This is a genomic window from Halanaerobium saccharolyticum, assembly GCF_004362045.1.
GTDB classification, from domain to species: domain Bacteria; phylum Bacillota; class Halanaerobiia; order Halanaerobiales; family Halanaerobiaceae; genus Halanaerobium; species Halanaerobium saccharolyticum_C.
The window spans coordinates 140,369-166,000 of the sequence record NZ_SNWX01000001.1 but is presented as its reverse complement, the minus strand read 5'-3'; the positions used below and the strand labels follow the sequence as shown (position 1 = coordinate 166,000).

The window sequence follows — 25,632 nt, the reverse complement described above, 5'->3', positions numbered from 1 at the left end:
CAAAATATTAACTGAATTGATGCTTATTAGAAAAATAACCCCCTCCCCAGTAAATGAGGAAGGGGAAACAATACTTTCAGAACTATAAAAATTTCTTGCAGCTTTTACTCATATAGTGAATTATATTGTTCTAATGATCTGTCAACTCTGGCAGCTGCTTCATCCATTGCTTCCTGAGGAGTCAGATCTCCCTGTAATGTTTTTTCAACTGCTTCTTCAACTATCTGTCTGACTTCAGGGAAGGTACCAATTAATGCACCTTGAGTTGCAGGGGATCTCTTACTTAATAATAACTGTAGGAAAGCAGTTAAATGATTTGGATTTTTAGCGAAAAATTGCCCGTTCATTTCATGCTCTACAGCTGCTTTTGTTACTGGGAAATAGCCTGTGTTTTCAAACCAATATACTTGCTGTTCCATCTCCGTGAGAAAGCTTAGAAATTCCCAGGCAGCTTTAAGTTCTTCTTCCGGGTGATCTCTTACTGCCCAGAGACTTGCACCACCAATTACAACTCCGCCACGATCTACGCCTTCTGGACGAGGCAAGAAAGCGGTACCTAATTCATAGCCATCATTTTTAGCATTTTCTGTAAAGTTAGTAACCTGTGCAGTTGACTCAATCATCATTGCAGCTCTCCCAGAAAGAAAAGCCTGTTTAGCTCCATCCCAGCCGCGACCAGGATTTAGCATGATACCTTCATCAACCATTTCTTTCCACAATCTAATAAATCTTACGGCTGGCTCCTGATCTAAATAAGATTCAGTAGCTCTAGCACTGCGGCCATTCTCATTATTTACAAGTAAAGCATCCTGATTGGCAACCATCTGCTCAACAAACCAGCCTACTATTCCAAGAGTAAAACCATATCGTTCTACATTTCCATCTTCTCCACGAATTGTTAGTTTACGTGCATATTCTTTTAATTCTTCAAAAGTTTGCGGTGGCCTGTTTGGATCAAGACCCGCTTCTCTAAAGGCATCTTTATTGTAATATAGAATAGGTGTAGATGAATTAAAGGGCATAGAATTCAATTGGCCATTTACATTGTAATAATTAGAAACTGGTATTAAAAATTTACCCCAATCAAAATTATTATCTTGCGCGACTTCTCTACCTAATTCCTCTACAGGTATGATAATCCCGCTATCAAGCATTACCTGTGTCCCAATCTCATATATTTGAACAATATGAGGGGCTGAACCACTTTGAACTGCTGCCTGAGTTTTAGTTAAAGTATCGTTATAACTGCCTGTATTTTGAGCCTCAACTTGAATATTATCATGACTTTCATTAAATCTCTCAACAAGTGTGTTTACAATCTCCCCATTAAAGCCTCCCATAGCATGCCAGAATTCAATAGTAACTGGTTCCTGAGCAACAGCAGAGAAAGTCAGCAAAAAAACAAATACAATTACCATTAAGAAACTAAATTTTCTCATTGAATAATTCACTCCCCTTTTAATTAATAGTTTAAACAACCTTTTATCTTGCCCCCCCTTTGAAAAATATTTTAGAACTCCTTACAACCTTGTTCTATAAAAAATTTACAAATTTTGATTCTTCTGCAAGTTAATTATATATTTAATTGATTTGTTTGTCAATTCAGAATATTAATTCTTATTCTTTATTTTTTGAAAATTTATGGCAAAAATTTTAAAATTGTCACCTTGTTTATTACTATACAGAAGATAAGTTAAAGCTAGATTTCTAAAAAGTTAAACTTTTGTAAATTAACTTAATTTAATAGTTAAATTTATTTCTGAAAACCCTTGCAAAAGAAAGTCAGAATGATTATACTAGGATAAATACATATTTAGAAAGGATGAATACCCAATTTTATTTAAATCATACTATTTTATTTACTATATCTACATAGCAGCTACCACCTATATTAATATTCACATGGAAGAAATCGGCCTTTCGGCAACTCAAATAGGAATGATGACTTCTGCTGCCAAAACGGCTGCCATTATGGCTCTGCCAATCTGGGGAATGATGTCTGATTATTTTGAGGCTAATAAGAAAATACTTCTCTTTACAATCTCGGGGACTCTTATTTTCTCCCTCAGTTTTTTATTGAGTGAAAGTTTTTTTATAATTTTTATACTCTACAGTTTTTTCGTAATTTTCAGCAGCTCAATTGTACCTCTTTCTGATTCTTTACTGCTCAATTATCTGGGAGACAGAGCTGAACAGTACGGACAATTTAGAGTCTGGGGCTCACTTGGTTATATGCTCGGAATTATGCCTTTTGGCTGGGTCATTGAACAGACTCAATCAGAAAGCACTTTTATATTAGCTGCTTCCGGCCTCTTTTTATCTTTATTTTTTGCTTATAAGTTACCAAAGAGTGACAGAACTATCAAAGTTACAAGTTTAAGCAGTTTTAAACTTCTCTTTAAAAATAAAGATCTATTATATTTTTTGATCTTTACCTTTTTCATTCAGGCACCTTTAACTGCTAATTTTGTTTATTTTCCCATCTATTTCAAATCAATTGGAGGTGGAGAAACACTGCTGGGACTGGGTATGTTTATTGCTGCCGGCAGTGAGCTGGTTATTTTTCAGAAGGCTGATATTTTTTTGAAAAAATTTAAACTCAAAAAAGTTTTATTATTAGCAGCCATGACTTTTGGGCTGCGCTGGTTTTTAATTGCTATCTGGTCCTCACCGGTGCTTTTACTTTTAACTCAAATTTTCCATGGCTTAACCTATGCTTTATTCCATGTCACAGCGGTTGGCTATATTTCGAAACTGGTTGGAGAAAAATTTCGCTCTACCGGGCAGAATCTCTATGCTTCAATTATCAGCGTCAGTACTGTTGCCAGCAGTCTGATTGGAGGAATGATTTATGATGGAGCTGGTGGTGCTGCAATGTATGCTGTAGGAAGTGCAGTTTCTTTTATCGCCGGACTCAGTTATTTTTATCTGCTGCACAGAATTGAATATCATAAATAAAAAATTCCCTTCTCTATAAAGCTGGCTGGCTTTATCAGAAGGGAGTTTTTTTAATATTTTAAGAAAGTTAAATTCACAGCTAATTATCTTTATTCTAATTATCTTTTATTCTTGTTATCTTTTATTCTTGTTATCTTTTATTCTTGCTGCCGCTTTGACCGAAACTGCTTCTAAAGAAGCAGTTAATTTTATTTGATTTCTTGCTTTATCTCTTTTATTATTTTTTATATCTTCCATTAAAATTTCAACCGCCTTTTTCCCCATCTCAAAATGCGGCTGATTATAGGTATAAATTGCAAGATCATATTCCTGTACTGGCATTAAGTAATCAAAACCTATTATCTCTGGATCTTCTTTTTTAAGATATGGATTTTCTTTGACCGTATTAATCACAGCCAGAGTTGAGTTATAATTAAAAGCCATTATAGCCTCTGGTCTTTCTGCTGCCAGAATTGTTTTAACTGAGTCGGAAATATCCTCCACTGAATCCCCGAACTGACACTCAGAATAAATCCAGTTTTTATCATAGAGATCGGCTTCCTGCATAGCTTCTGTATAACCGCGCAGCCTTTCCTGGCCTACAATATGATACAGACCTCCAATATAAGCAATTTTTCGATGACCGTGATCCAGCAAAAACTTTGTTCCTTCGTAGGCAGCCTGATAATTATCAGTAATCACCCAGGAAGCATCAACTTGATTTAAGTATGTATCAACAAAAACTACCGGGACCCCCTGCTTAACCAGATCATTGAGCTGAGCTGAATTCTGTGTTCTTTTTCTATCTACATACGGAAAAATTATTAGACCATCAACATTTTTACCTCTGAGTAGATTAATATAAGCCCGCTCTCTTTCTACTTTATTATGGGTAAAACAGACCAGATTAAAATAATTATTTGCTTCCAGAGAATTATCTATCCCTTTTAACAGAGGTGCATTTTTTAAATCAGCACAGTCAGGAATTATAACTCCGATAGTTGTCGATTTTTTGCCTGCTAATTCCCGGGCGGAAAGATTAGGAGTATAATTTAATTCTTCTGCAATTCTTAAAACCTCTTTTTTGGTATCTTCTCCAACTCTCCCCGAATTATTGAGACAGAAGGAAACAGTGCTGACTGAAACCCCGGCTTTATCGGCGATTGTCTTCATGGTAACATTCCCCATAATTAAAGAACCTCCCTCTCTTCTCTCTATTTCTCTAGAATATTTTTCTCTTTATATTTTATCAATATCTGAACGCACAGAACGATTATCCTGTTTTTGTTCTGACAGTATTTTTTGAAATAAGTTATCAACGATCTCGGGATGATTGGAGGCCAGGTTCTGCTCTTCTTCAGGATCAGCATCTAAATTATAGAGCTCCCTATTTTTATTCTGATCCAGGATTAACTTCCATTTTCCCTGCCGATAGGCATATTCTTCTTCTTTCAAATTCCAGTAAATACTGCGCTCCTCTAATTTCATTTGGGAAGCAAAGAGCAGAGAAGAAATATCTATTCCATCCCACTTCTCCTCTTCATTATAATCTAAATCAAGCAGAGAAACAAATGTCGGCAGCCAGTCAGCAATATAAAGTGGAGTTTCAATTTTAGTCGGCTGAAGCTGATGCTGCCAGAAAATTGCAGCCGGTGTTCTGATTCCTCCTTCATAAAGCTGGGCTTTATGTCCCCGCAGAGGATAATTGCTGCCCAACCTTGGAGTATCATAATATTTGCCTGGATATTTTATCGTATCCTGAGAGGGATTATAGGTAACAGCTCCATTATCTGAAGTAAAAACAATAATTGTATTTTCCAGCAGAGAAAGATGTTTTAAAGATTCAACTATTTTTCCTACTGCAGAATCCAGGTGACTGACATAGGCAGCATAGCTTTTAAAAGAACTATCTCTGGCTGGATCGATATCATAGTTCCTCAGCCAGTACTTATTCTGCCATTTTTCGGGTGCCCGAATCGGGGTGTGAACTGCAGTATAGGGCAGATAACAGAACCAGGGCTGATCCTCGTCTCTACTTTTTATCCAGCTAATTACTTCAGCGGTAATTAAATCAGTGGCATGTCCTTTTTCTTCGATTAGTTCACCATTCCGGTGCCAGGTATGAGAATAAGGACCACTTTTATATCTGTGTGTATAGGGATCTACCCCTCCAGCCAGACTGCCATAACTGTAATCAAAACCATATTTCCCCGGAAAAAATTCTGGATCAGAGCCCAGATGCCATTTACCAAATAATGCAGTACTATATCCATTTTCCTTTAAAATTGAAGCCAGGGTAGGATAATTATCCGGCAGCACAGGCTGGCTGCTGGGCACTGTAGCATGACGACCAAAGCGTCCGGGATATTCCCCGGTTAAAAGAGAGGTTCTGCTGGGAGTGCAGAGGGGGCAGACATAATGCTGATCCAGTTCTACTCCTCTTGCTGTTAAACGATCAATAGTCGGAGTTTCTATTTCAGAACCATGATAGCTTACATCTCCCCAGCCCAGATCATCAGCAAGAATGAATAAAATATTTGGTTTTTTATCTAGTCCCTTCATTATCTGTACCTCACTTTTTAAGTTATATTTTTATGACAATAAATTTTTTAATGACTTATATTTATGGTCCTCATAGTCAAATTCTTTACCTTCAAAAGAGCGAATTAGAGTAGTATAGACTTTTGTCTGGATAATGTTTTTACCTTTTTTAAGCTCAGAACTGTCAACCACAATACAGCGGGGTTCCCATAAAAGATCATAGTAATCACTATCATTAATAGCTACTTCTGCAGCTTCGTGAAAATAATCCTGATAGTCAATTTTTAATAATACTGACCCGGTTTCGGGGACTTCCTCCAGTCTAAACTCATTTTGATACTCAATTACACCGGCATAATAAGGAAGTTTATTGGATAAATAGTCTTCAAAAAGACCATTTTTGGGCTGTTCGGTCAGTCTATCTGCTGCCAGATCAACTCCAAAATCTCCGGCCAGATAAAGAGGATTAATTAAACCCTGGCTGGGCTGAGCTGCTTTTAACTTGATTTCAATTAGATTATCTCCCTCTCTGAGAAAGTCACTGATATCAATAGATTTACTGCCCCGGACATGAGCCTGAGTCGGGCTAAAATCTTCTTCCTTTATTTTTCCTTTTCCATTTATATTTATTAGATAATCCCCTCTTATAGTTTCCGGTTCCATCAGCAGTTCAACCCGACCCTGATAATCGTTCTTAAACTGATACTGATAATTTAACTGTAGTTCCGGAAAATCAATTTCCGGACGGTGGCCAAAATATTCTCTAAAATCAGGGCTAAAGGCCAGAGCGGATTTGTTCAGCTGATTACTCAGCGGTACTGCCTCTACTTCTGCTGTCTGCAGACAGTTATTTTTTTCATTTCGCAGAGAAAGCTGCCAGTTATGCATCCGCAATAAATTTTTATTCTGGACTTTTATTTTATCAACTTGATCTACCTGAACTTTAACTTCTATCTTTTTCTGGTCTTTAGCAGCTGCCAGAATATTTTTCTGCTTTTCTGTTCTTAACTCTCCAGGTTCATCCTTCAGACTTACTTCTTTTAAAACAAAAGACTCGAAGGGAAAAATTTCTCTCTCATACAGATCTTCATTTTTTTGCTGTAAAAGAGTATATTTTTTGTCCATTTCGGCTTCTCTCAGTTCATGACCAGCAGCTGTCCTGATTTCTGCCCGGAATTTTTTTTGAGAACTATTGACTACAAACCAGACTTTTTTTCCCTCTATAATCCTCCTGCTGACCAGCAGCTCTTCTATTTCCTGGTTTTCTGCCTTCAAACTTAACTGGACAGGCAGCCCTTCGGTTATTTCTGAACTGACTTCTGCCAGCTTATTCTGCTGATAAATAACTTTAATGCCCGCTTTTTTAAATTTATTCAGACATTCTTTAAGTTCACTTTCTATTTTACGCATTGGAGGCACTACAATTCGATCAACAGTAATCTCTTTAATCTGCAGCAGTCCCTCCTTAATTTTAGCTGCCTGCAGGATATTTGTATCTGTAATTAAATAATCAAGATGTTCTGCCAGCAAAAAGGAAAGAAGTTTCTCATACTCTTTTAGATTGGCTTCTGTTGGAGCACCTGATCCCGGATCCACTACCAGCAGATCTGCATCCAGATAACCTCCTTCGATTTCTTTCTGGACTGCATCAATTCTGGCTGAAAATTTACCGAACAAAGGCCAGAAAGGCATCTGAAAGAAAAAAGATGGTGGTGCATCATGTTTTTTCAGCCCATGGGTGCTGTAGAAAAATCCGTGGGGTACCAGAAAATCTATTCCCAGGGCCAGCAGCTCTTCTGCATTGAACTTAGCATCCTGCAGAGTCCCGCTCCAGCCCAGACTGTGATAACACTCACAGAGGGCATGTTCTTTATCATAAAAATAGGCAGCAGAAGCAGTGGCTCGAGCATTAGCTCTGATATCACCAGCAAAGGCCGGCTGCTCAGAACCCACTTTTTTATGCCCGGCATCACAGCCAGGGATGTCCATATACTGCAGTTGCTCCAGTCTTAAAGATGGTTTTTCTCCCGCATAAAGTATCTTATTTTCCTGACACCAGCTGCTTATCTTCTTTTCATAACTCTGACAGAAAAGTTTATATTTCAACTGATGGAGATCAAAAATAACATTTGAATGTTCGGGATGAGTTTCATCCATTAGGGCAGGCAAATAATCCTCCAGATTATAGCCATATTCCTGCTCAAACTCAGTCGGAATTTTATCTGACCAGGTAGGATGAATTTCATCAGTAAAAATCGAATATACTTTCTCCCCAAATTTACTGTTGTAACGTTCAGCATATTTTTTATGAGTTAGCTCAAGAAAGCGATCAATTACATCTTCATTTAAAACATCAATATATTTATCCCAGTATTTATACTTTTTTACTTCCCGCTGAAGGCTGACAAAAATTTTATATTTACCATCCGGTAACTTTAGATCCAGCACCGGCCGGGGATCACTTCCAAAATAACGTTTCTGATTGTAATTGGTCAGTCCGGTTTCAATATAAGAATCTTCCACCAGGACCAGTCCTATGTACTTCTTCAAATCTATTTCCTGCTTCCAGTTAACTTTTCCCTCCTGATAGGGATATGCTTTAGCAGAAATTACTGCACCGGCAGGATATTCTATTCTCAGCTGACCTCCGTCTACTATCTGCTGATCATTAATTAATTCAGTGGCATAATACTCCGGCTTACCCAGCACCACCTCTCCCCCAGCAATTCCACTGGGATAAGGATACTCATCATATAAATTTGCTGCCAGCCCCTGTTTTTCTGCTTCTTCTACTGCCAGATCCACCATTTCTAAAAATGATTCTGACATGTATGGTTGTTTAAGGCCCTGACGTGAATGAATATAAAACCCTTTGATTCCCTGAGCAGCCATCTCTTTAATCTGCCACTTTATTTCTTCTTTATCCAGTTCATCATTCCAGAACCAGAAGGGATAAAACCCTGTAGGAATTGACACTTTTATCGCCTCCAAATCAAAATTACTTCAGCTTCTTATTGTAAAAGATAAGTTTTCGCCTTTTAAATTTTAATTAAACCCCTATCCCGGTACTTACCAGAATAGGGGATTTGTTATTTACTTATCAGCCTTAAATTATTTATTCAGCTGACTTATCAATATAAATCTGAATTGGAAGCACCCGGGCTATATTTCTGTAACTTCCGGTATCCAGGATTTCCTCAGGCATATTTTTCATATAGTCAGCAGCCACATAAGGGGTTGGAACTTCTCCAACTGTCCCAATGATATATAAATGTTCTTTGAAAATATCTGCCAATTCAGCCATTAACTCTTTTCGCTTTTCCCAGCTTGGACCTGTTTCAATTGCTTCCGCTATTTCCTGCAATCTTTTAACATCAGCTGGCGGTACCTGTCCCGACTCGCCCTCAGATTGATAATATTTAGCCCAGGCTGGTGCCCAGTAAGCATGAGAGGGAACCATAGGAACCAGTCGATTAAATAGATGTTTATCAGGTCTTAACATATCACCAAGATTTGATAAACGGGTATCAACCTGATTGGTTGCCATTCTTTCTTCCATTAGAGAACGTTCCAGAGTTTCAATACTGCTTTTGAGGCCGATTTCGTCAAAATAATGTTTATAAACCTCAGCCATCTGAGAAGCAGATCCGCCTCCACCACCACTCATACTCTGAATAGTGATTTCAATTTCAAATGGTTTACCATCAGGTGAAAGTCGATAACCATCCTCACCGCGTTCCATACCCAGTTCATCCAGCATCTGATTGGCTTTTTCTGGATTATATTCTGTATAGGCATTAGTCCATTCTTTATCAAAGAAGGGAGAATTAGTTACAAAACTTGCCTGTCTTGGTTTACCAATTCCCAGATAGAACATTTCATTAATCTCTGATCTGTTGAGAGCCAGAGATACAGCCTTTTTAAAGGTAGGATTATTATAGAGCTTTCTCTTAACTGGATCTTCGAGTGTATGATTAAAATAAAGTGCATTATTAGCACCATCAGCACGGGGATAAAGGTAAACAGTATAGTTTCCTTTATCTTCCTGTTCTCTCAGCAGGGGATAATTGTCAATAGTTATATGTCTATTCTGAAGATTGATATTTCCACTAATTGCCTGCATAACCATGACCTGATTATCATCAATTCTCAGGGCACTGATATCATCCATATAGGGAAGCTGATTACCTGCAGTATCGACTTTCCAATAATAAGGGTTTCTTTTCAGCTTCAACTCGGAACTGCTGTAATCATTAACTACCTGCCAGGCAAAAATAACAGGAAGATCAGGGTTTCTGAGATAATCAACTTTTTCCCCAAAATATTCAATCCAGCTGTCATAACCTGCTTCTACAGCTTTTGCATTTAATTTTTCTTCCGCTACGTATTTATCGTGGAACTGTTTGAGATAATGCCTGGGAGCAATCATGGTAGTTGGTCCCCAGCCAGCTCTTTCATCCAGAAATTTTTCTGCTACATCAACCGCAAAAGAAACTTTAAATGTATAGTCATCAATCTTTTTGATTTCTGCTTCTTTGTCCCCATATTTTAAAGTATCCCAGGGGCCAGGCTCAACAGTAGCTAATTTTTCATATAATTTAATATCATTAAACCAGAAAAGAACATCATCTGCTGTTAAGGGATGGCCATCTGACCACTTCATACCTTTTCGCAGATGGAAAATTATACCCTTCCCCTCATCAACTATTTCCCAGCTTTTAGCAATGTTAGGTACTACTTTTCCTTCTTCATCAAAGGTTAAAAATCTTTCTCCGACCGGTTTGTTAATTGCCCATTGATCAGAAAGACCTTTCCAGGCTCTAACCCAGGTACCTCCATACTGACCAATTTTATTAGCTGGTTCCACAACTACTGGCTCTTCCGGAAGTCTTTCCCCTACAGCTGGAAGTTCACCGTTACTAACCTGTTCACTTAGCTGTGGTGCCTGCTTAAATTCCGGTAGTGTCTTTCCTGTTTCTTCTTCAAAGTCGGTAGATGTATTATAAAGTTTCCACATTCCATCGGCCGCTGCCGCACTCAGAGAAAAGAGAGCCACCATCATTGATAAAACAAATAAGCTAACTAATAGTTTTTTCTTCAAAATTTTTCTCCTCCTAATAACTTGATTTTTTAACTCAAATATCTGGTAGTTAAACAAAGGTAAGTAATTATCTGTTTAAATATCACCACCTGGTTTAGAGCTATTATTAAGGAACTCCTCCTGTCTTAAATTACTTATACTCATTAGTTTTAAAACGAAAAATTTATTTAAATTTCAGCAATTCCATTTAATTCAAGCTCTTTTGCAAAATGACAGGCAACCTTATTTCCCTTTACCTCTCTTAGCTCGGGAAATTCTTTTTTACAAATTTCTTCTGCATATTTACAGCGGGTATGGAAATAACAGCCTGAGGGTGGATTGGATGGGTCAGGCACCTCACCTTCCAGACTTAAGATTTCCCTGCCACTTTCGGGATCAGTTTTTGGTACTGCTGCCAGCAGTGATTCTGTATAAGGATGAGCTGGATTGGCAAAGAGATCTTCAGTTTTTGCTATCTCTACAATTTTGCCAACATACATTACCGCTACCCGGTCACAGATATGTTTAATAACACTTAAATCATGGGCTATAAAAAGCAGGGTCAGTTCAAATTCCTGTTTTAGTTCTTCCAGCAGGTTTAAAATTTGAGCCTGAACAGAAACATCCAGGGCGGAAACAATTTCATCACAGACCAGAAACTGAGGATTAATACTTAAAGCTCTGGCAATTGCTACCCGCTGACGCTGTCCCCCACTAAAAGCATGGGGATAGCGGCTCATATAATTGGCTTTTAGTCCTACTCTTTCCAGCCGGTCAGCCACAATCTCATCAAATTCACTTTTGGGAGCCAATTTATTGATCAGAACTGGCTCGGCAACTATTTCTTTAATTGTCATCCGCGGATTTAAAGAAGAATAGGGATCCTGAAAAACAGTCTGAATATACTGTCTTACACCTCTTAACTGGGCCTTATCCATTGAGGCCAGATTATATACCTCTTCAGTTTTAGAATTATAAAAGTTAACCTCACCGGAAGTAGGATCAAGAGCTCTTAAGATTGAGCGGGCTGTTGTACTTTTCCCACAGCCGCTTTCTCCTACCAACCCAAATACCTCTCCTTTGATAATCTCAAAAGATAGATCGTCAACTGCTTTGACATAACCTTCAACTTTATTAAAGAATCCACCAGTAATCGGAAAATATTTTTTTAAATTTTTAACTTCTAATAATGCATCTTTATTCATCTGCAATCACCTCTTCAGCAAAAAAACAGCTAGCTTTGTGTTCTGCCCTTATTTCTTTTAATTCTGGTTCTTCAACATCACATTTACCCTCCACAAACTTCGGACAGCGGGGATGAAAACTGCAGCCTGGAGGCACATTATAAAGATCAGGTACAGAACCCTCAATTGTAGCCAGTTTGCTTTTCTTTTTATCTTCAATTTTAGGTATCGATTTCAGTAATGAGCGGGTATAGGGATGAGAAGGATTCTGAAAAAGCTTTTTTACTGGAGCCTGTTCTACTATTTTTCCCAGATACATTACAGAAACAAAATCCGCCATCTCAGCAATAATCCCCAGGTCATGGGTAATAATCATAATTGACATATTGAATTCCTGCTGTAAATCCAGCATTAATTTTAAAATCTGGGCCTGAATTGTTACATCCAGAGCGGTTGTTGGCTCATCAGCAATCAAAAGTTTCGGATTACAGGATAAAGCCATTGCTATCATGGCTCGCTGACGCATACCACCACTTAACTGATGAGGATATTCGTCTACCCGTTGTTCCGGTTTTGAAATTCCCACCTTCCGCAGCAGATTAATCGCCTCTGCTCTTGCCTCATCTTTGGTAGTTTCCTGATGAAGCAGTATAGCTTCCATAATCTGATTACCGACCGTATAAACAGGACTAAAGGCCGTCATCGGCTCCTGAAAAATCATAGAAATATCCTTACCTCGTATTTTCCTAAGCGTTTTTGATTTTTGTTCATAGTCGGCAAGATCTATCGGATCCCTGTCCGAACCATCTTTATAAAAGAGAATTTCTCCATCCATAATCTGTCCGGCTGGAGCCAGTATGCGCAAAATCGATCTGGCAGTTACACTTTTTCCACAGCCGCTTTCTCCTACAATACCGTGGATTTTTCCTCTTTCAATATTTAAATCTATTCCATTAACCGCTTTTACGGGTCCAAAATCTGAGCTGAAATATGTTTTTAAGTTCTTAACTTCCAGCAAATTATCTTTCATCTTCATTACCTCCCACCATATAGATCAGCAGCATCTCTCAAACCATCACCAACAAAATTAAAGGCTAAAACTGTAATAATAACTGCAACTCCTGGAAATAATAACCAGGGTGCAAGAGCTACTGTGTTAATACTCTGAGCTGATTGCAGTAAAACTCCCCAGCTTACCACAGGAGGTCGGAGACCGATGCCAAGAAAACTTAAAGAAGTCTCAGAAATAATCATCTGTGGAATGTTAAGAGTTAAAGATGCAATTATATGACTTAAAAATGCTGGTACCATATGTTTAATAATAATTCTACTTTCTGAAGCTCCTGATAATCTTGCCAGAACAACAAAATCTTCATTTTTTAATGATAAAAATTTACTGCGTACTATACGGGCCAGCCCTGTCCAGGCAATAAGAGCCAGAATAGCAACTATACCTGCATACACCTTAAGAGGAGACCAGGTCGATGGTAAAGCTGCACTCAAGCCCATCCATAACGGTATTTTGGGTATACTTCTAATCAACTCAATTATTCTCTGAATTATATTATCAATTATTCCTCCATAAAGTCCGGCAATCCCACCAATAGTTATGCCCAGGACAAAACTGATAATAACTCCAATAAACCCAATGGAAGTTGAAATCCGACCACCATATAAAATTCTAGATAAAACATCTCTCCCCATCGAATCAGTTCCCAGCAGGTGAATATATCCGTCTTCAGTTCCAAAAAGGTGAATATCAGTTTCAAAAAGACCCAGCAGCTTATATTGATAACCATGAGTAAAAAATTGAATCGGGTATTTTTGACTTTTATCAACCTTATAAACTCTTCTTAAAGTTTCCATATCTCGTGAACCTTGATACCCATAAACAAAAGGCCGTAAATTAAAGCCCTCTTCATCAAAAAATCTGATTCGCTGTGGAGGCTGATATGTTCTTCTCTGACTGTAGGCCTGGGGATCCATTGGAGAAAAGAAGCCACAAAAAATGGAGACTATATAAATTACAATCAATATCCCCAGAGCAGTCATGGCCAGCCGGTGTTTTTTAAAATTCATCCAGATTAATTCACTATGTGAGGCACTATAAATATCAATTTCTTTTTGCTGTTTATTTTTTTTATCACTTTTATTTTTATTCAACAATGTGGCTGTCCTCCTTAATTATAACTTATTCTGGGATCAACCCAGGCCAGTAAAATATCCGAGATTAAAGTACCGACTACTGTTAAAACACTTAACAGCAGAATAAAACTTCCCGCCAGAAACATATCCTGATTCTGCAGAGCTTTTAACAACACAGGACCCGCTGTCGGCAGACTCAAAACTACAGAGGTAATAGTTGCGCTGGAAATCAGTTTCGGTAATGTCCAGCCCACAGTAGCTACAAAAGGTATTAAAGCAATTCTTACCGGATACTTAAAGATTAATTTAAATTCCGAAAGTCCCTTGGCTCTGGCAGTTGCCACATATGGTTTGCCCAGCTCATCCAGCAGATTAGCTCTAAAAATTCTGATCAGTCCAGCTGTACCTGCAGTTCCAGTTATAATAACCGGTATCCAGAGATGTTTAAGCATATCAATAACCCGGGCAATACTCCAGGGAGCACTGAGGAACTCTGGCGAAAATAAGCCTCCCACATTTTGACCGAAATAGGCATAGGCAATCCACATCAAAATCAGGGCCAGCATAAAATTAGGTGTGGCCAGGCCAATAAAACCAAAAAAAGTTACTATGTAATCTCCAATTGAATATTGATGGGTGGCCGAATAAAGGCCGATCAAAAATCCAACTATCCAGACAAAAAGGGTGGTGCTTAAAGTCAAAACAAGTGTTAATGCCAGCCGCTCACCAATAACTTTACTTACCGGCTGCTGCCAGTCAAATGAATAACCAAAATCACCCCTTAAAACCCCACTCATCCATTTAAAATATTGAACATAAATTGGTTGATCAAGTCCATATCTGTCTCTTAGCTGTTCAGCCTGCTCAGGTCCCACCATTTCTCCCATCTGCTGTAATCTTGCAATATAAGAGCTGATAAAGTCCCCGGGCGGCAGCTGAATAATTGCAAAAGAGATAATTGTAATCAAAATCAACAAAGGTATTACATTAAGCATTCTTTTAAGAATAAAGCTTGCCATATTTTTTGATAAATCTTATTCAAGATTTATCATCTTCCCCCTTTCAAATAATCTTATTTTAATTGCAAAATATTTAGTTAATTTTTTTCTTTGCTCCACCATCTATTTTTATTTTCTCACCTTCAACATTAAGCCAGACAGGCAGTACCGAAGGATTGTAAACAAAGCTGCAGTCAGCAGCAAAAATCAGGTTATCCAGAGCTTTTAAATAATCAACAATTTCTATGTTTGCTGCATACCAGATATCATCTCTATCAGAAATATAGCGGCAGAACTTTTCTATTAACTCCCAGTTCTGATCCCGGTCAAATTCATAACTGTGTCCCCAGACATACATCATATATAAGTACTGTTCCTTTTTTAAAGCTGAAAATTTTTCTGCGAATTCCATTAAATTATGATTGTGGTGACAGGTAGCCTGCCAGGAATACAAGTCTTCTGGTAAAGAAAAGTTATTGCTGTTTCCCACTATCCGGGCATATTCAAGACCCAGTTCAGGCAGCAGTTTTTTAATCTTCTGATTATAAGAACCATTAGGATAGGAAAAGCCGCGCACACTGTATTCCACAATTTTTTCCAGCTGTCTGCGATCTCCCATCACTTCTGCCACTATTTTTTCTCCCGGACATCTGGCCAGAGTTGGATGGGTGGCTGTATGAGCTGCTACCTCATGTCCCTGATAAAGATTTTTAATTTCTTCTGGCTGTATTCGCTGCTGGTCCTGGTCCATTAAGCCAGAATTCAAATGAAAAGTTGCCTTAATATTAAATTTATTTAAAATATTAACTAATTTTTTATCTGCTTTTTTACCATCATCATAACTTAAGGTTAAAACTTTATGTTTACCATCCGGAAAACATTTCATTATCTTCTTCACAAATTATCACCTCCGATATTCTCACCTCCCTATATTCTCCTCAGTTAATTGAGCTTAAACTCCAAAAAAAGTTTCCTGACTCCACTAGCAATTAAGCCAGTGCTTACCAATCAGCAGGAGCAAGATAAATATTAACATTTCCTTCCCGATCTGAATTAAAAACTACATTTTGATCATCCGGGGTAAATACTGGATGAGGATGCGAAATCTGACTCTCCCAGGAATTGTCATGGCGACAGAGAAGCTTCATCTTAGCCTGACCGGCTTCATACTTGATTAAAGACATATACTTATCTCCTGCTTTAAAGTCCTGATTCAGATAAGCTCCATCCCCAACCCCATACTTTTCGTCAGAACTCACCTGAACATGCATTGGCTTGGGGCCGGGATAAGAAAACTTTTCTTTACAACTGCCATCAGGCTTAATAAATAGATCCGCATTATTCCAGTCTTCTTCCAGCTGAGATCGTTTTCCATATTGAGCTACTACTCTACCTTTTGCAGTAAAAATTTCATGACCTGCTCTTTCAAAATGTTTCTGCTGTTCTAAAAGTGGATGCACCTGATGAGTAACTGCATTTACAACCCACAATCTCTGCACCAGATGCCAGGGACCTTCATGACAGAAAACTATAATATCACTATCCACAGGAGAGGTAATCACATGCGAAATCCAGTTCCTCTCTCCCCAGATGGCCCGGGCTGATTTTTCTTCTGTATCAACTCTCATCACTACACTGGTTGGATGCTGATAAAATGTCTCCTCCATCCCAGAATAAATTCTACCAGAAACGGTACTCAGATTTAATTTTTCCGAATAAGAAAAATCAAGATATTTACCATCAGAACTCAAAGAAAGTATGGAAGGCTGAAAACCCTGAGGGACCTGATATATTTCTTCTATCTTCAGATTAGAAAGATCAACCGATTTTAGGCTTCTATCCTGCCAGTAATAAGCTTTCATTTTTTGGCCATCCAGACAGGCAGTGAGTGGACTTAGATCACTCTCCTCAGTTAACTGAGTCATTTTACCTGTTTTTATTTCAAGATTATAGAGCTGCCAGGATCCAGTTCGATCAGAAGCTGTGAGAAGATATGCTCCATCATTCGAAAATAAAGGTTGAGTAAAATAGGGACGCACAGTATTACCCTCTTTATGATTTAAACGAATAACTTCAACATCTGTATCTTTGTCTCTGCTTTTGTTTAATTTTGAATTATAAACTTTTCCTTTCTTCATCTGTCACCTCCTTAAAAATAACTCCAGTCAGCCGGGTTTTAAAAAATAACTCAAATAACTCTCTTTATTCCCCAATCCAGCTGGATCACATCCGATTAAGCGCTTAAGCAAATTTAAAAAAATATATGAATCTTGCTAAAGCGCTTAATCAAGTTTAAAAAATAAAACCAAATGCTTTACTTTTGGTTTATTTGTTTTTATCTTCATTTGATTGTTGTTTTTATTATACCTGATTGTTAATCTTTTTGCAAGAGTTATTTTGAAAATAGTTTGATTATTTTAAAAAATTCTTTTCCAACTGCTTTAACTCCACTTTAAAAATTAAATTTTATTTAAATCTTATTATTTGAAAGCAGGGTTTTTAATTTTAACAGAGAAATATAAAGTTAGAGTTTGCTATTTATTTTTTCTGTTTTAAAAATTCATAATATTATTACTTTTAGGGGGTAATCAGATTGAACAGTAAGTTCGCTAAAAAATATCGATATCTAGCCTACCTTTTAATTGCACCATCAATAACAATAGTTACACTCTTTTTGATCTATCCTTCCCTGGAGTCACTTTACTTAAGCTTTTTTCGCTCCACACCCTTTGGCAACAGACAAATGTATGTTGGTTTTGAAAACTTCCAGCGGCTTTTAACCTCACCTGCCTACTGGAACAGTTTAATCCGCTCAATTGTTTTTACAGCAGTCACTGTCTTTATTTCTATTGCTTCTGCCCTGATTTTGGCTGTAGTGACCAACAAAAAAATTAGAGGAGCAAAGATTTATAAGAGTTTATTGATCTGGCCTTTTGCTTTTTCTTTTGCCTTCTCCGGAATCATCTGGGGAGTTTTAATGCATCCCAATGTAGGTCTTATGTCCTATTATATACAATTAATAACCACCCTTGAGTTTAACTGGATTAATAATGGGACAGCAGCTTTCACCCTGATTATTATTGCTTCCAGCTGGCGGATGCTCGGCTACAATTTTATCTTTTTTATTGCTGCTCTGCAGAATGTTTCTCCAACCTTACTGGAAGCTGCCGATATTGATGGAGCCAGTCCTTTTACAAAATTCTGGCGAATTACTTTTCCTTTGATTTCGCCGATCACATTTTTTCTGCTAATTATGAATACTCTGCAGGTCTTCTTTTTAACTTTTGGAGTTGTAGATGTGCTGACTCAGGGGGGACCGGCCCGGGCCACAGATATAGTCACTTATAAATTATTTAGGGATGCTTTTTTAAGTATGAGGACCGGTTATGCCTCGGCTCAGTCAATTATTCTTTTTGTTTTTGTGGCAGTAATCACCGTAATTCAGTTTAAATATGCAGGCGAAAAAGTATTCTATCAGTAAAGGAGAGAATTCAGAATGAAGCGCAAAAAGTCGACAACACTTTTTATCCATCTATTTTTAATAATTTCTGTATTTTTAGTTTCATTTCCAATAATTTATGCCTTAATGGTCAGTACCTTAAATATAGATGAAGTTTATTCTTCTCCGCCAAAATTACAGTTTGGAGACAATATGCTCAATAATTATCGGGAGGCCTGGCAGCGTTCCAATATGGGCAAATTACTTTTTAACAGTGCTTTTATTTCAATTACCACAGCAGTTGGGAAAATTATACTTTCACTTTCGGCAGCCTTTGCCTTTGTCTATTTCGGAAATTTCCCGGGCAAAAATATTCTTTTTATCATGATCTTGATTACGCACATGCTGCCGCTGCCGATCAGAATTGTTCCCACCTATCAATTAATGGACAATTTAGGCTGGCTGGATACCTATTATGCGCTGACTATTCCATTTTTCGCCAGTGCAACTGGAGTTTTGCTATTTAAACAGTTCTATATGACAGTTCCCGAATCACTGCTGGAAGCCAGCCTGATGGATGGTATTACTCCACTAAGATTTCTCTGGTCAATTTTAATTCCTCTTTCTAAAAGTAACATAGTTGCCCTGTTTACTATCGAATTCATCTGGGTCTGGAATCAATATCTCTGGCCGCTGGTAACTACCAACAGTGCCCGGGTGCGGGTGGTCCAGATTGGACTTAAAATGCTGATCCCATCTGATGCCCAACCGGAGTGGAATGTAATTATGGCAGCACTAATAATGGGGGTTATCCCACCATTATTAGTTTATTTAACTCTGCAGAAAAGTCTGGTCGAAGGTTTTGCCATGCAGCAGGATAAATAACTAGAGTTAAAATTGCTTTCTATCAAAGGAGGGATCAATAAGGTGAACTTAAAAAACACTTTATAGCTGGAGGTGAGACTAGAATAATTAAATCAGGAAGCTGAATAACAATTACAAAATTAGTTATCTAACTTAGCTTCATTTTTCATCAAAATAAGGAGGTGTAATCTTCACTTATTCAAATAAGTGAAGAAAACTTATGTTAAAAAAAACAATTACTATTTTAATTTTAGTTACTCTCTTTGCTCTCAGTGCAGGAATGGTCTCTGCCCAAACAATTGAACTCGAATTCTGGCATGCGATGAGCGGCGGCCGGACTGCAGCGGTCCAGAAAATTGTTGATGGATTTAACGCAGAACACCCAAATATCAATGTAACAGCACAATTTACCGGCAGTTATGCCGAAACTCTAACTCAGGGAATCTCTGCTGTCCGTTCGGGTAATCCTCCCCACATTATTCAGGTTTACGAAGTAGGTACCCAGACAATGTTAGATAGTGAAGCCATTGTGCCCGTTTATGAAATCGCAGAAGGTAAAATTGATTTTGGCAGTGTTATTCAACCTATTTTAAACTACTATAGTATTGATGGTAAGCTTTATTCTATGCCCTTTAACTCCTCAACAGCTATGCTCTACTATAACAAAGATGCTTTTGAAGCAGCCGGAATTAAGGAAGCTCCGGATACCTGGGCCGATATCGAAAAAATGGGAATGCAGATAATCGACAGTGGTGCAGCTAACCATGGTCTCTCTTTTGGCTGGCCTGCCTGGATTTTAGAACAGATGCATGCTTATCATAATCAGCCTTATGCAAACAATAATAATGGACGCAGCGGTAGAGCAACTGAAGTTTATCTCAATCGAGATTTTGCAAAAATGGTTTTAAGCAGCTGGACAGACATGGTAGAAAAAGGTGTTATCGCCTATGGCGGCCGTGAATACTCTGCCAACCAGGATTTTCTGGCAGGTGAAGTTGCCATGTTAATTCAGTCAACTTCTTCTCTAAGCTCAATTATGGAAACTGCTGATTTTGAAGTTGGAACTACCTTCCTTCCTCGTTTTGAAGGTTATGGAATTGGTAATTCAGTTATCGGTGGTGCATCCCTCTGGGTAATGCAGGGTCACAGTGATCAGGAATATGCTGCAGTAGTAGAATTCTTTGACTATCTGAGCTCAACTGATGTAACAATCCAGTGGCACAAAGATACAGGATATTTCCCGGCTACAAATGCAGCCGTTAAAACTCTAATGGATAACCGCTGGTTTAGTGATAATCCCAACTACCTGACCGCCTTCCTGCAGGTATTAAGTGGAGTTCAGTCCCCAGCAGCTAATGGTGTACTCCTGGGTAATTTTGTTGAAATTAGAGATATTGTTGATACAGCTGTAGAAGAAGCGTTTACTGGCGTTTCTTCCGCCGAAGAAGCTCTAAACAAGGCTGACAGTCAGGCTGATAAAGTGCTTCAGGACTATACTGAGTTATTTGATAATTAAGTTCAAGCAAAGCAAATAGACTTTTTAATAAAACCCGGCTGCATTTTGCAGGCGGGTTTTGCTTTAATACTTGAATTTATTTAAAAGTACTGATAAATTAATACTAACATCAATTAATACTAGAATTTAGAAGGTAAATATTTATTTTTTGAGACAATTAATATAAAATTAAATTTTGAAAGGGGATCCAAATGAGTGATTTAATTGATCTAAAAAAAATTAAATTTTTTATGCTGGATATGGATGGGACAATTTATCTGGAAAATGATAGACTGGAGGGAAGTCTTGATTTTCTAAAAAAACTTGAAAAGACAAACAGGGATTACATATTTTTAACCAATAATTCTTCTAAAAATAGAGCTGATTATCAACAAAAACTGGCTCAAATGCAGATTGATGCTGCTGCTGAAAAAATTATTAACTCCGGTGAGATTACTGCCTCTTATCTGGCAGAAGAGGGAGATAAGAAAGGGAAAAGAATTTATCTTTTAGGAACAGAGTCTTTAAGGAAAGAAATGGAACGTTTTGGCCATCAAATCGTCAATGGAGAAGAAAAGATTAAAGAAAAAGCAGAAAGTGTAGACTATGTAGTCCTGGGTTTTGATAAAACCTTAACCTATCAAAAACTCTGGGATGCTCATGAGCTGATACTCTCCGGTGTTGATTATGTAGCCACTCATCCGGATCTGGTCTGTCCCTTAAGTGGGGGTAAAACTCAACCAGATACAGGTGCAATGATCGAACTGCTGGCAGCCACCACAGGTAAAAGACCTTTAATTGTGGGCAAACCATCCAATCTTACTGTTGAATATATTTTAAAAAGATTTAATTTAAAAAAATCGGAGCTGGCTATGGTAGGAGATCGCTTATATACTGATATGAGAATGGCTCATGAGGCAGGAATTACAGGGATTTTAGTTTTGAGTGGTGAAAGTAAAAGAGATGATTTAAAAGATCTGAATGCTGATCAAAAGTATTATGATTATGTTTTTGAAAGTGTGGCTGAATTGAAAGAGGAGTTATAAGTCAAAAACTAAACTAACTATTTAAGGGACAGCATTATTTAATGCTGTCCCTTAATAATTTATAAGTTAAATTTAGTTACTATAATTATTTTAACTCAATCTTTATAATTCAACTTTTTAAAATGTTTCCGTCTGTTCCACCTCTACTGCAGATCTGCCTTAATCTTTAAGGCAGTAGGAGTTACTGCCAGTCCCCCACGGGAGGTTTCCTTAAGACAGGTCGGCATCTGATCCCCGATTTCTGTCATTGCCATAATGACCTCATCTGCCGGAATCACACTTTCAATTCCAGCCAGGGCCATTGTCGAAGCTGTATAGGCATGAGCAGCAGCAAAGGCATTTCGTTTTACACAGGGTACTTCTACCAGTCCAGCCACCGGGTCACAAACTAAACCCAGCAGGTTTTTTAAAGCCATGGCAAAAGCATCAGCTGCCATCTGGGGGCTGCCGCCCCTGAGTTCTACAGCCGCTCCAGCAGCCATTGCAGCTCCGACTCCACATTCAGCCTGACACCCCCCGGCTGCACCAGCCAGAGTTGCTTTTTTGGAAACAACATAACCCAGTCCAGCGGCAGTAAACAGCGCCTCTACCAGCTTCTGATCACTCAAATTATTGTATTCACCAATTGAGAGGACTACAGCAGGGACTATTCCGCTGGCCCCGGCAGTCGGACCGGCAACAATCTTACCCATGCCAGCATTAACCTCTGCAGTGGCCAGAGCATAAGTTATTATTTTGTTGTAAATATTATTCTGTTCCGCTTCTGATGTAGAAGCAAAGTATTTTTCAAGCTTAAGAGCTTCATCTCCAACCAGACCACCACCGGTCTGAATATTATTCTGGCGCCCATAATCAACTGCCTCTTTCATCACTTCTAAATTTGTAAGCATTGATTTTCTTACATCTGACTCAGTCACTTCTTCCTCTTCAGCTTCAACCTGAAGTACAATTTGCCAGATAGAAGTCTCAGCAGCTGCAGCCAGTGAGACGAGCTCCTTTATTGTAGCATATTCCATATATTCCACCTCAAATCCGGGGTAAATACCGAACCTGAAAAATATCTTCAGATTTCTCCAGGTCTTTAATCACATCTTGATTGGGCTGATCATCCATCTCTATAATACAGGATCCAATATCACCTTTTCGATTTCTATAAACCTGCATAAAAGCAATATTGATTTTATAACTGCCCAGAATAGAAGTTATAATTCCAACCTCGCCCGGACGATCCTGGTGTAGAATCCAGAGAGTGGGCATTCTACCTGTTAATTCGACAGTACTGCCGTTTATTTCTGTAACTTTAATTCTCCCACCGCCAATTGAAGAAGCAACAAGTTCTAAGTTTTTAGCTTTTTCCTTATTATACAGTATAATCTGAGCTGTATTGGGGTGGACCTCTCTTAATTTTACCTCTTCTAAAGAGAATTCCATCCCTTTATTTTTTGCCAGCTCAAAAGAACTGCGCAGCCGCTGATCATCAGGTAAAAATCCCAGCAAACCACCAATAATTGCTCTATCAGTTCCATGTCCAACCGCAGTATCTGCAAAGGATCCATGCAGTTTAACAACTGCTCGATCAATTTTATCCGCAAATAAGAGTCTGGCCATTCTCCCAATTCTGGCAGCACCAGCAGTATGAGAACTGGAAGGACCGATCATGGCCGGTCCCATTATCTCAAAAATACTCATTTTATTCAGCTCCTAAATATTAATGGTCTTTCCAGATCTTTATTGACCTGCTGCCTTTTTATCCTGAAACTCACGTACAAAAATCATGTTCTCCATTTCGTCTATGGCCTTCTGCAGCTGATTATCACTGCCGTCTTTTTGTACAGCTTCCATATCTAATTCCACTTTTGTATCGGGCTTAATTCCCTTTTCATGAATATAATTTCCATCAGGAGTATAATAACGGGCAGTAGTTAAACTAACTGCAGAACCGTCCTTAAGTGGGATTACAGATTGTACAACTCCTTTACCAAAAGTAGTGGTCCCAATTAACTTACCTCGATCATAATCTTTTACAGCACCTGCCACAATTTCCGAAGCACTGGCAGAACCTTTATTAATCAAAATAATTAATGGGATTTCTGGATGTGACTCAATCTCCTGATTAACTTTTAAAATTCTTTCAGTCTTATCCTTTTGCCTGACCGAAACTACAACCCCTTCCTCTAAAAATACTGAAGCAACATTAACTGCTTCATTTAAGAGACCGCCTGGATTGTTTCTTAAGTCAAGAATAATACCCTGGGCACCCTGCTCTTTCAAATCAGAAACTGCAGTTTCAACCTTTGTTCCCACATTTTCAATAAACTGAGCCAGACTGATATAACCAATTTTCTCAGTTTTCATTTCTTTTTCTACATAAGGAACCTCTATATCTTCGCGAGTAATTTTAACATCAAATGGTTCTTCATCTCCCCGGGAAATGGTCAGTGTTACATCTGTACCTTCTTTCCCGCGCATCAGATCTACTGCTTTCATCTGTGACATCTCAGCAGTTTTCTTGCCGTTAATTGCAGTAATTATATCTCCTGCTCTCAATCCAGCTCTTTCGCCAGGAGTATTTTTAATTGGAGATACAATTGTCAGCTTATTATCTCTCATAGTAATTACAATTCCAATTCCACCGTAATGACCTTCATATTCCTGCTGCATTTCTTGATATTCAGAAGCAGACATAAAATAAGAATAACGGTCCACTTTATTTAACATTCCATCTATGGCACCTTCAATCAGAGTTTCAAATTTTACATCTTCAACATAATAATTCTGCAGCAAAAACATAACATCCTGAAATGCATCTGCCTTAGTATAATTTTCTTCCTGCTGCTGCTTTTGCGGCAGCTGCTCTGCTGCACCATCATCCTGAGCAGAAACTGCAAATGTAAATAGAAGTAAAAACGCTAGAGCTATTAACCAAAATTTATTGTTTAATTTTTGTCTTATTTTTTTCATTAACTACGCCACCTGCTTTCTTAATTTCTAATAATAAAATTGATAAATCCTGAACCTAAAAATCTCCTGCACTGTCTCCAATTCAAAAAGTCAATTAATGTGCTATTTCCGTAAATCCTTCTCCAAGTACTTCGTGAACATCACTGATAATTACAAAGGCATCCTTATCTATTTTCGAAACTGCTTTTTTTAGTTCTGATACTTCTGAACGAGAAATAATACAGAGCAGCACCTGTTTTCTGTTACCTGTATAACCACCTTTTGCCTCAAATTCGGTGATCCCGCGGTTTAAATCATTAACTACCATCTGTCTAATCTGATCCGCCTGATCAGAGATAATCAGCACTCCTTTTTTGAAATTCAAGCCTTCCTGGACAACATCTATAGTTTGAGAAGTGATAAAAATAGTAACTGCCGCATAAAGTGCCACTTCCAGATTGAAAAAGACTCCGGCAAGGGTTACCACAACTCCATCAGCAATTAAAAGTCCCTCCCCCACAGTAATCCCGGTAAAATAATTAATCAGTGAGGCAATCATATCTGTGCCACCGGTAGTTCCCCGGGAACGAAAAACTATTCCCAGTCCAATTCCACCGACTACTCCCCCATAGATTGAAGCCAGAAGCAGATCATCAGTCAGAGCTGACATATGCGGCTGCAGCAGATCCGTAAATACTGAAAGAGTGATTATACCATAAATTGTCCGCATTCCAAAGCTGGTTCCCATGATTTTAAGCCCGGCCAAAAAAAGCGGTATATTGATAATCAGCATTGTAATCCCGATGGGAAATGATGTTATATAATAAATAACAGTTGCCAGACCGCTGACTCCACCAGCAGCAATTTTATTTGGAACCAGAAACACAGTTAAAGCCAGGGCAATCAAAAAAGAACCAACTGTGATTCCCAGATAATCGATAATTGTTCTTTTTTTCAAATTAT

The 25,632-nt window shown here is 38.2% G+C and carries 20 protein-coding genes; 5 read left to right on the top strand and 15 right to left on the bottom strand.

The window, feature by feature from the left end:
• Nucleotides 1-104: 104 nt before the first annotated feature.
• Nucleotides 105-1,439: an ABC transporter substrate-binding protein gene (locus DFR79_RS00780; RefSeq protein ID WP_133513592.1), complete on the bottom strand. Its 1,335-nt coding sequence runs from the start codon at nt 1,437-1,439 to the stop codon at nt 105-107.
• Between the two features lie 370 nt (nt 1,440-1,809).
• On the opposite strand from DFR79_RS00780, the gene DFR79_RS00775 reads away from it, so the two are divergent.
• Complete coding sequence (locus tag DFR79_RS00775) at nt 1,810-2,958, top strand: MFS transporter (RefSeq protein WP_133513591.1); 1,149 nt, start codon at nt 1,810-1,812, stop codon at nt 2,956-2,958.
• Nucleotides 2,959-3,072: 114 nt separating this feature from the next.
• Here DFR79_RS00775 and DFR79_RS00770 read toward each other — a convergent pair whose 3' ends face one another.
• The 10 genes from DFR79_RS00770 to DFR79_RS00725 all read right to left on the bottom strand — a co-directional run bounded on the left by DFR79_RS00770 (nt 3,073) and on the right by DFR79_RS00725 (nt 17,023).
• Nucleotides 3,073-4,125, bottom strand: a complete 1,053-nt coding sequence (locus tag DFR79_RS00770) for a LacI family DNA-binding transcriptional regulator (protein ID WP_133513590.1) — start codon at nt 4,123-4,125, stop codon at nt 3,073-3,075.
• 51 nt (nt 4,126-4,176) lie between these two features.
• Nucleotides 4,177-5,499, bottom strand: coding sequence for a sulfatase-like hydrolase/transferase (locus DFR79_RS00765; RefSeq protein ID WP_133513589.1), 1,323 nt, complete (start codon nt 5,497-5,499; stop codon nt 4,177-4,179).
• Between the two features lie 30 nt (nt 5,500-5,529).
• Nucleotides 5,530-8,454, bottom strand: coding sequence for a glycosyl hydrolase (locus tag DFR79_RS00760; protein ID WP_133513588.1), 2,925 nt, complete (start codon nt 8,452-8,454; stop codon nt 5,530-5,532).
• Nucleotides 8,455-8,593: 139 nt separating this feature from the next.
• On the bottom strand, nt 8,594-10,579 hold the full coding sequence (locus DFR79_RS00755) for an ABC transporter substrate-binding protein (protein WP_133513587.1): 1,986 nt from the start codon (nt 10,577-10,579) through the stop codon (nt 8,594-8,596).
• 167 nt (nt 10,580-10,746) lie between these two features.
• Nucleotides 10,747-11,763, bottom strand: coding sequence for an ABC transporter ATP-binding protein (locus tag DFR79_RS00750; protein WP_133513586.1), 1,017 nt, complete (start codon nt 11,761-11,763; stop codon nt 10,747-10,749).
• Nucleotides 11,756-12,772, bottom strand: a complete 1,017-nt coding sequence (locus DFR79_RS00745; protein ID WP_133513585.1) for an ABC transporter ATP-binding protein — start codon at nt 12,770-12,772, stop codon at nt 11,756-11,758. The genes DFR79_RS00750 and DFR79_RS00745 overlap by 8 nt, the downstream gene beginning before the upstream one ends.
• A gap of 5 nt (nt 12,773-12,777) precedes the next feature.
• On the bottom strand, nt 12,778-13,821 hold the full coding sequence (locus DFR79_RS00740; RefSeq protein ID WP_133513721.1) for an ABC transporter permease subunit: 1,044 nt from the start codon (nt 13,819-13,821) through the stop codon (nt 12,778-12,780).
• 101 nt (nt 13,822-13,922) lie between these two features.
• Nucleotides 13,923-14,906 carry an ABC transporter permease gene (locus tag DFR79_RS00735; protein ID WP_133513584.1) on the bottom strand — a complete coding sequence of 328 codons (984 nt, stop codon included), beginning with the start codon at nt 14,904-14,906 and terminating at the stop codon, nt 13,923-13,925.
• Between the two features lie 73 nt (nt 14,907-14,979).
• On the bottom strand, nt 14,980-15,783 hold the full coding sequence (locus DFR79_RS00730) for a polysaccharide deacetylase family protein (protein ID WP_133513583.1): 804 nt from the start codon (nt 15,781-15,783) through the stop codon (nt 14,980-14,982).
• Nucleotides 15,784-15,886: 103 nt separating this feature from the next.
• The gene (locus tag DFR79_RS00725; RefSeq protein ID WP_133513582.1) at nt 15,887-17,023 is read right to left on the bottom strand and encodes an oligogalacturonate lyase family protein; all 1,137 of its coding nucleotides are present in this window, start codon (nt 17,021-17,023) and stop codon (nt 15,887-15,889) included.
• 455 nt (nt 17,024-17,478) lie between these two features.
• Between DFR79_RS00725 and DFR79_RS00720 the strand changes: the two genes are divergently transcribed.
• The 4 genes from DFR79_RS00720 to DFR79_RS00705 all read left to right on the top strand — a co-directional run bounded on the left by DFR79_RS00720 (nt 17,479) and on the right by DFR79_RS00705 (nt 21,729).
• Nucleotides 17,479-18,366, top strand: a complete 888-nt coding sequence (locus tag DFR79_RS00720; RefSeq protein ID WP_133513581.1) for a carbohydrate ABC transporter permease — start codon at nt 17,479-17,481, stop codon at nt 18,364-18,366.
• A 15-nt stretch (nt 18,367-18,381) separates the two neighbouring features.
• Nucleotides 18,382-19,209, top strand: coding sequence for a carbohydrate ABC transporter permease (locus tag DFR79_RS00715; protein ID WP_133513580.1), 828 nt, complete (start codon nt 18,382-18,384; stop codon nt 19,207-19,209).
• Between the two features lie 199 nt (nt 19,210-19,408).
• On the top strand, nt 19,409-20,704 hold the full coding sequence (locus tag DFR79_RS00710; RefSeq protein WP_133513579.1) for an ABC transporter substrate-binding protein: 1,296 nt from the start codon (nt 19,409-19,411) through the stop codon (nt 20,702-20,704).
• Nucleotides 20,705-20,895: 191 nt separating this feature from the next.
• Nucleotides 20,896-21,729, top strand: coding sequence for an HAD-IIA family hydrolase (locus tag DFR79_RS00705; RefSeq protein WP_133513578.1), 834 nt, complete (start codon nt 20,896-20,898; stop codon nt 21,727-21,729).
• A gap of 143 nt (nt 21,730-21,872) precedes the next feature.
• Here the strand turns inward: DFR79_RS00705 and sdaAA are convergent, their stop codons facing one another.
• The 4 genes from sdaAA to DFR79_RS00685 all read right to left on the bottom strand — a co-directional run bounded on the left by sdaAA (nt 21,873) and on the right by DFR79_RS00685 (nt 25,627).
• Complete coding sequence (gene sdaAA / locus DFR79_RS00700) at nt 21,873-22,745, bottom strand: L-serine ammonia-lyase, iron-sulfur-dependent, subunit alpha (protein WP_133513577.1); 873 nt, start codon at nt 22,743-22,745, stop codon at nt 21,873-21,875.
• A 10-nt stretch (nt 22,746-22,755) separates the two neighbouring features.
• A complete protein-coding gene (gene sdaAB, locus DFR79_RS00695; protein WP_133513576.1) occupies nt 22,756-23,418 on the bottom strand; it encodes an L-serine ammonia-lyase, iron-sulfur-dependent subunit beta in 663 nt (220 codons plus the stop codon).
• A gap of 39 nt (nt 23,419-23,457) precedes the next feature.
• On the bottom strand, nt 23,458-24,690 hold the full coding sequence (locus tag DFR79_RS00690) for a S41 family peptidase (RefSeq protein ID WP_133513575.1): 1,233 nt from the start codon (nt 24,688-24,690) through the stop codon (nt 23,458-23,460).
• Nucleotides 24,691-24,784: 94 nt separating this feature from the next.
• Nucleotides 24,785-25,627, bottom strand: coding sequence for a YitT family protein (locus tag DFR79_RS00685; protein WP_133513574.1), 843 nt, complete (start codon nt 25,625-25,627; stop codon nt 24,785-24,787).
• Nucleotides 25,628-25,632: the final 5 nt, after the last annotated feature.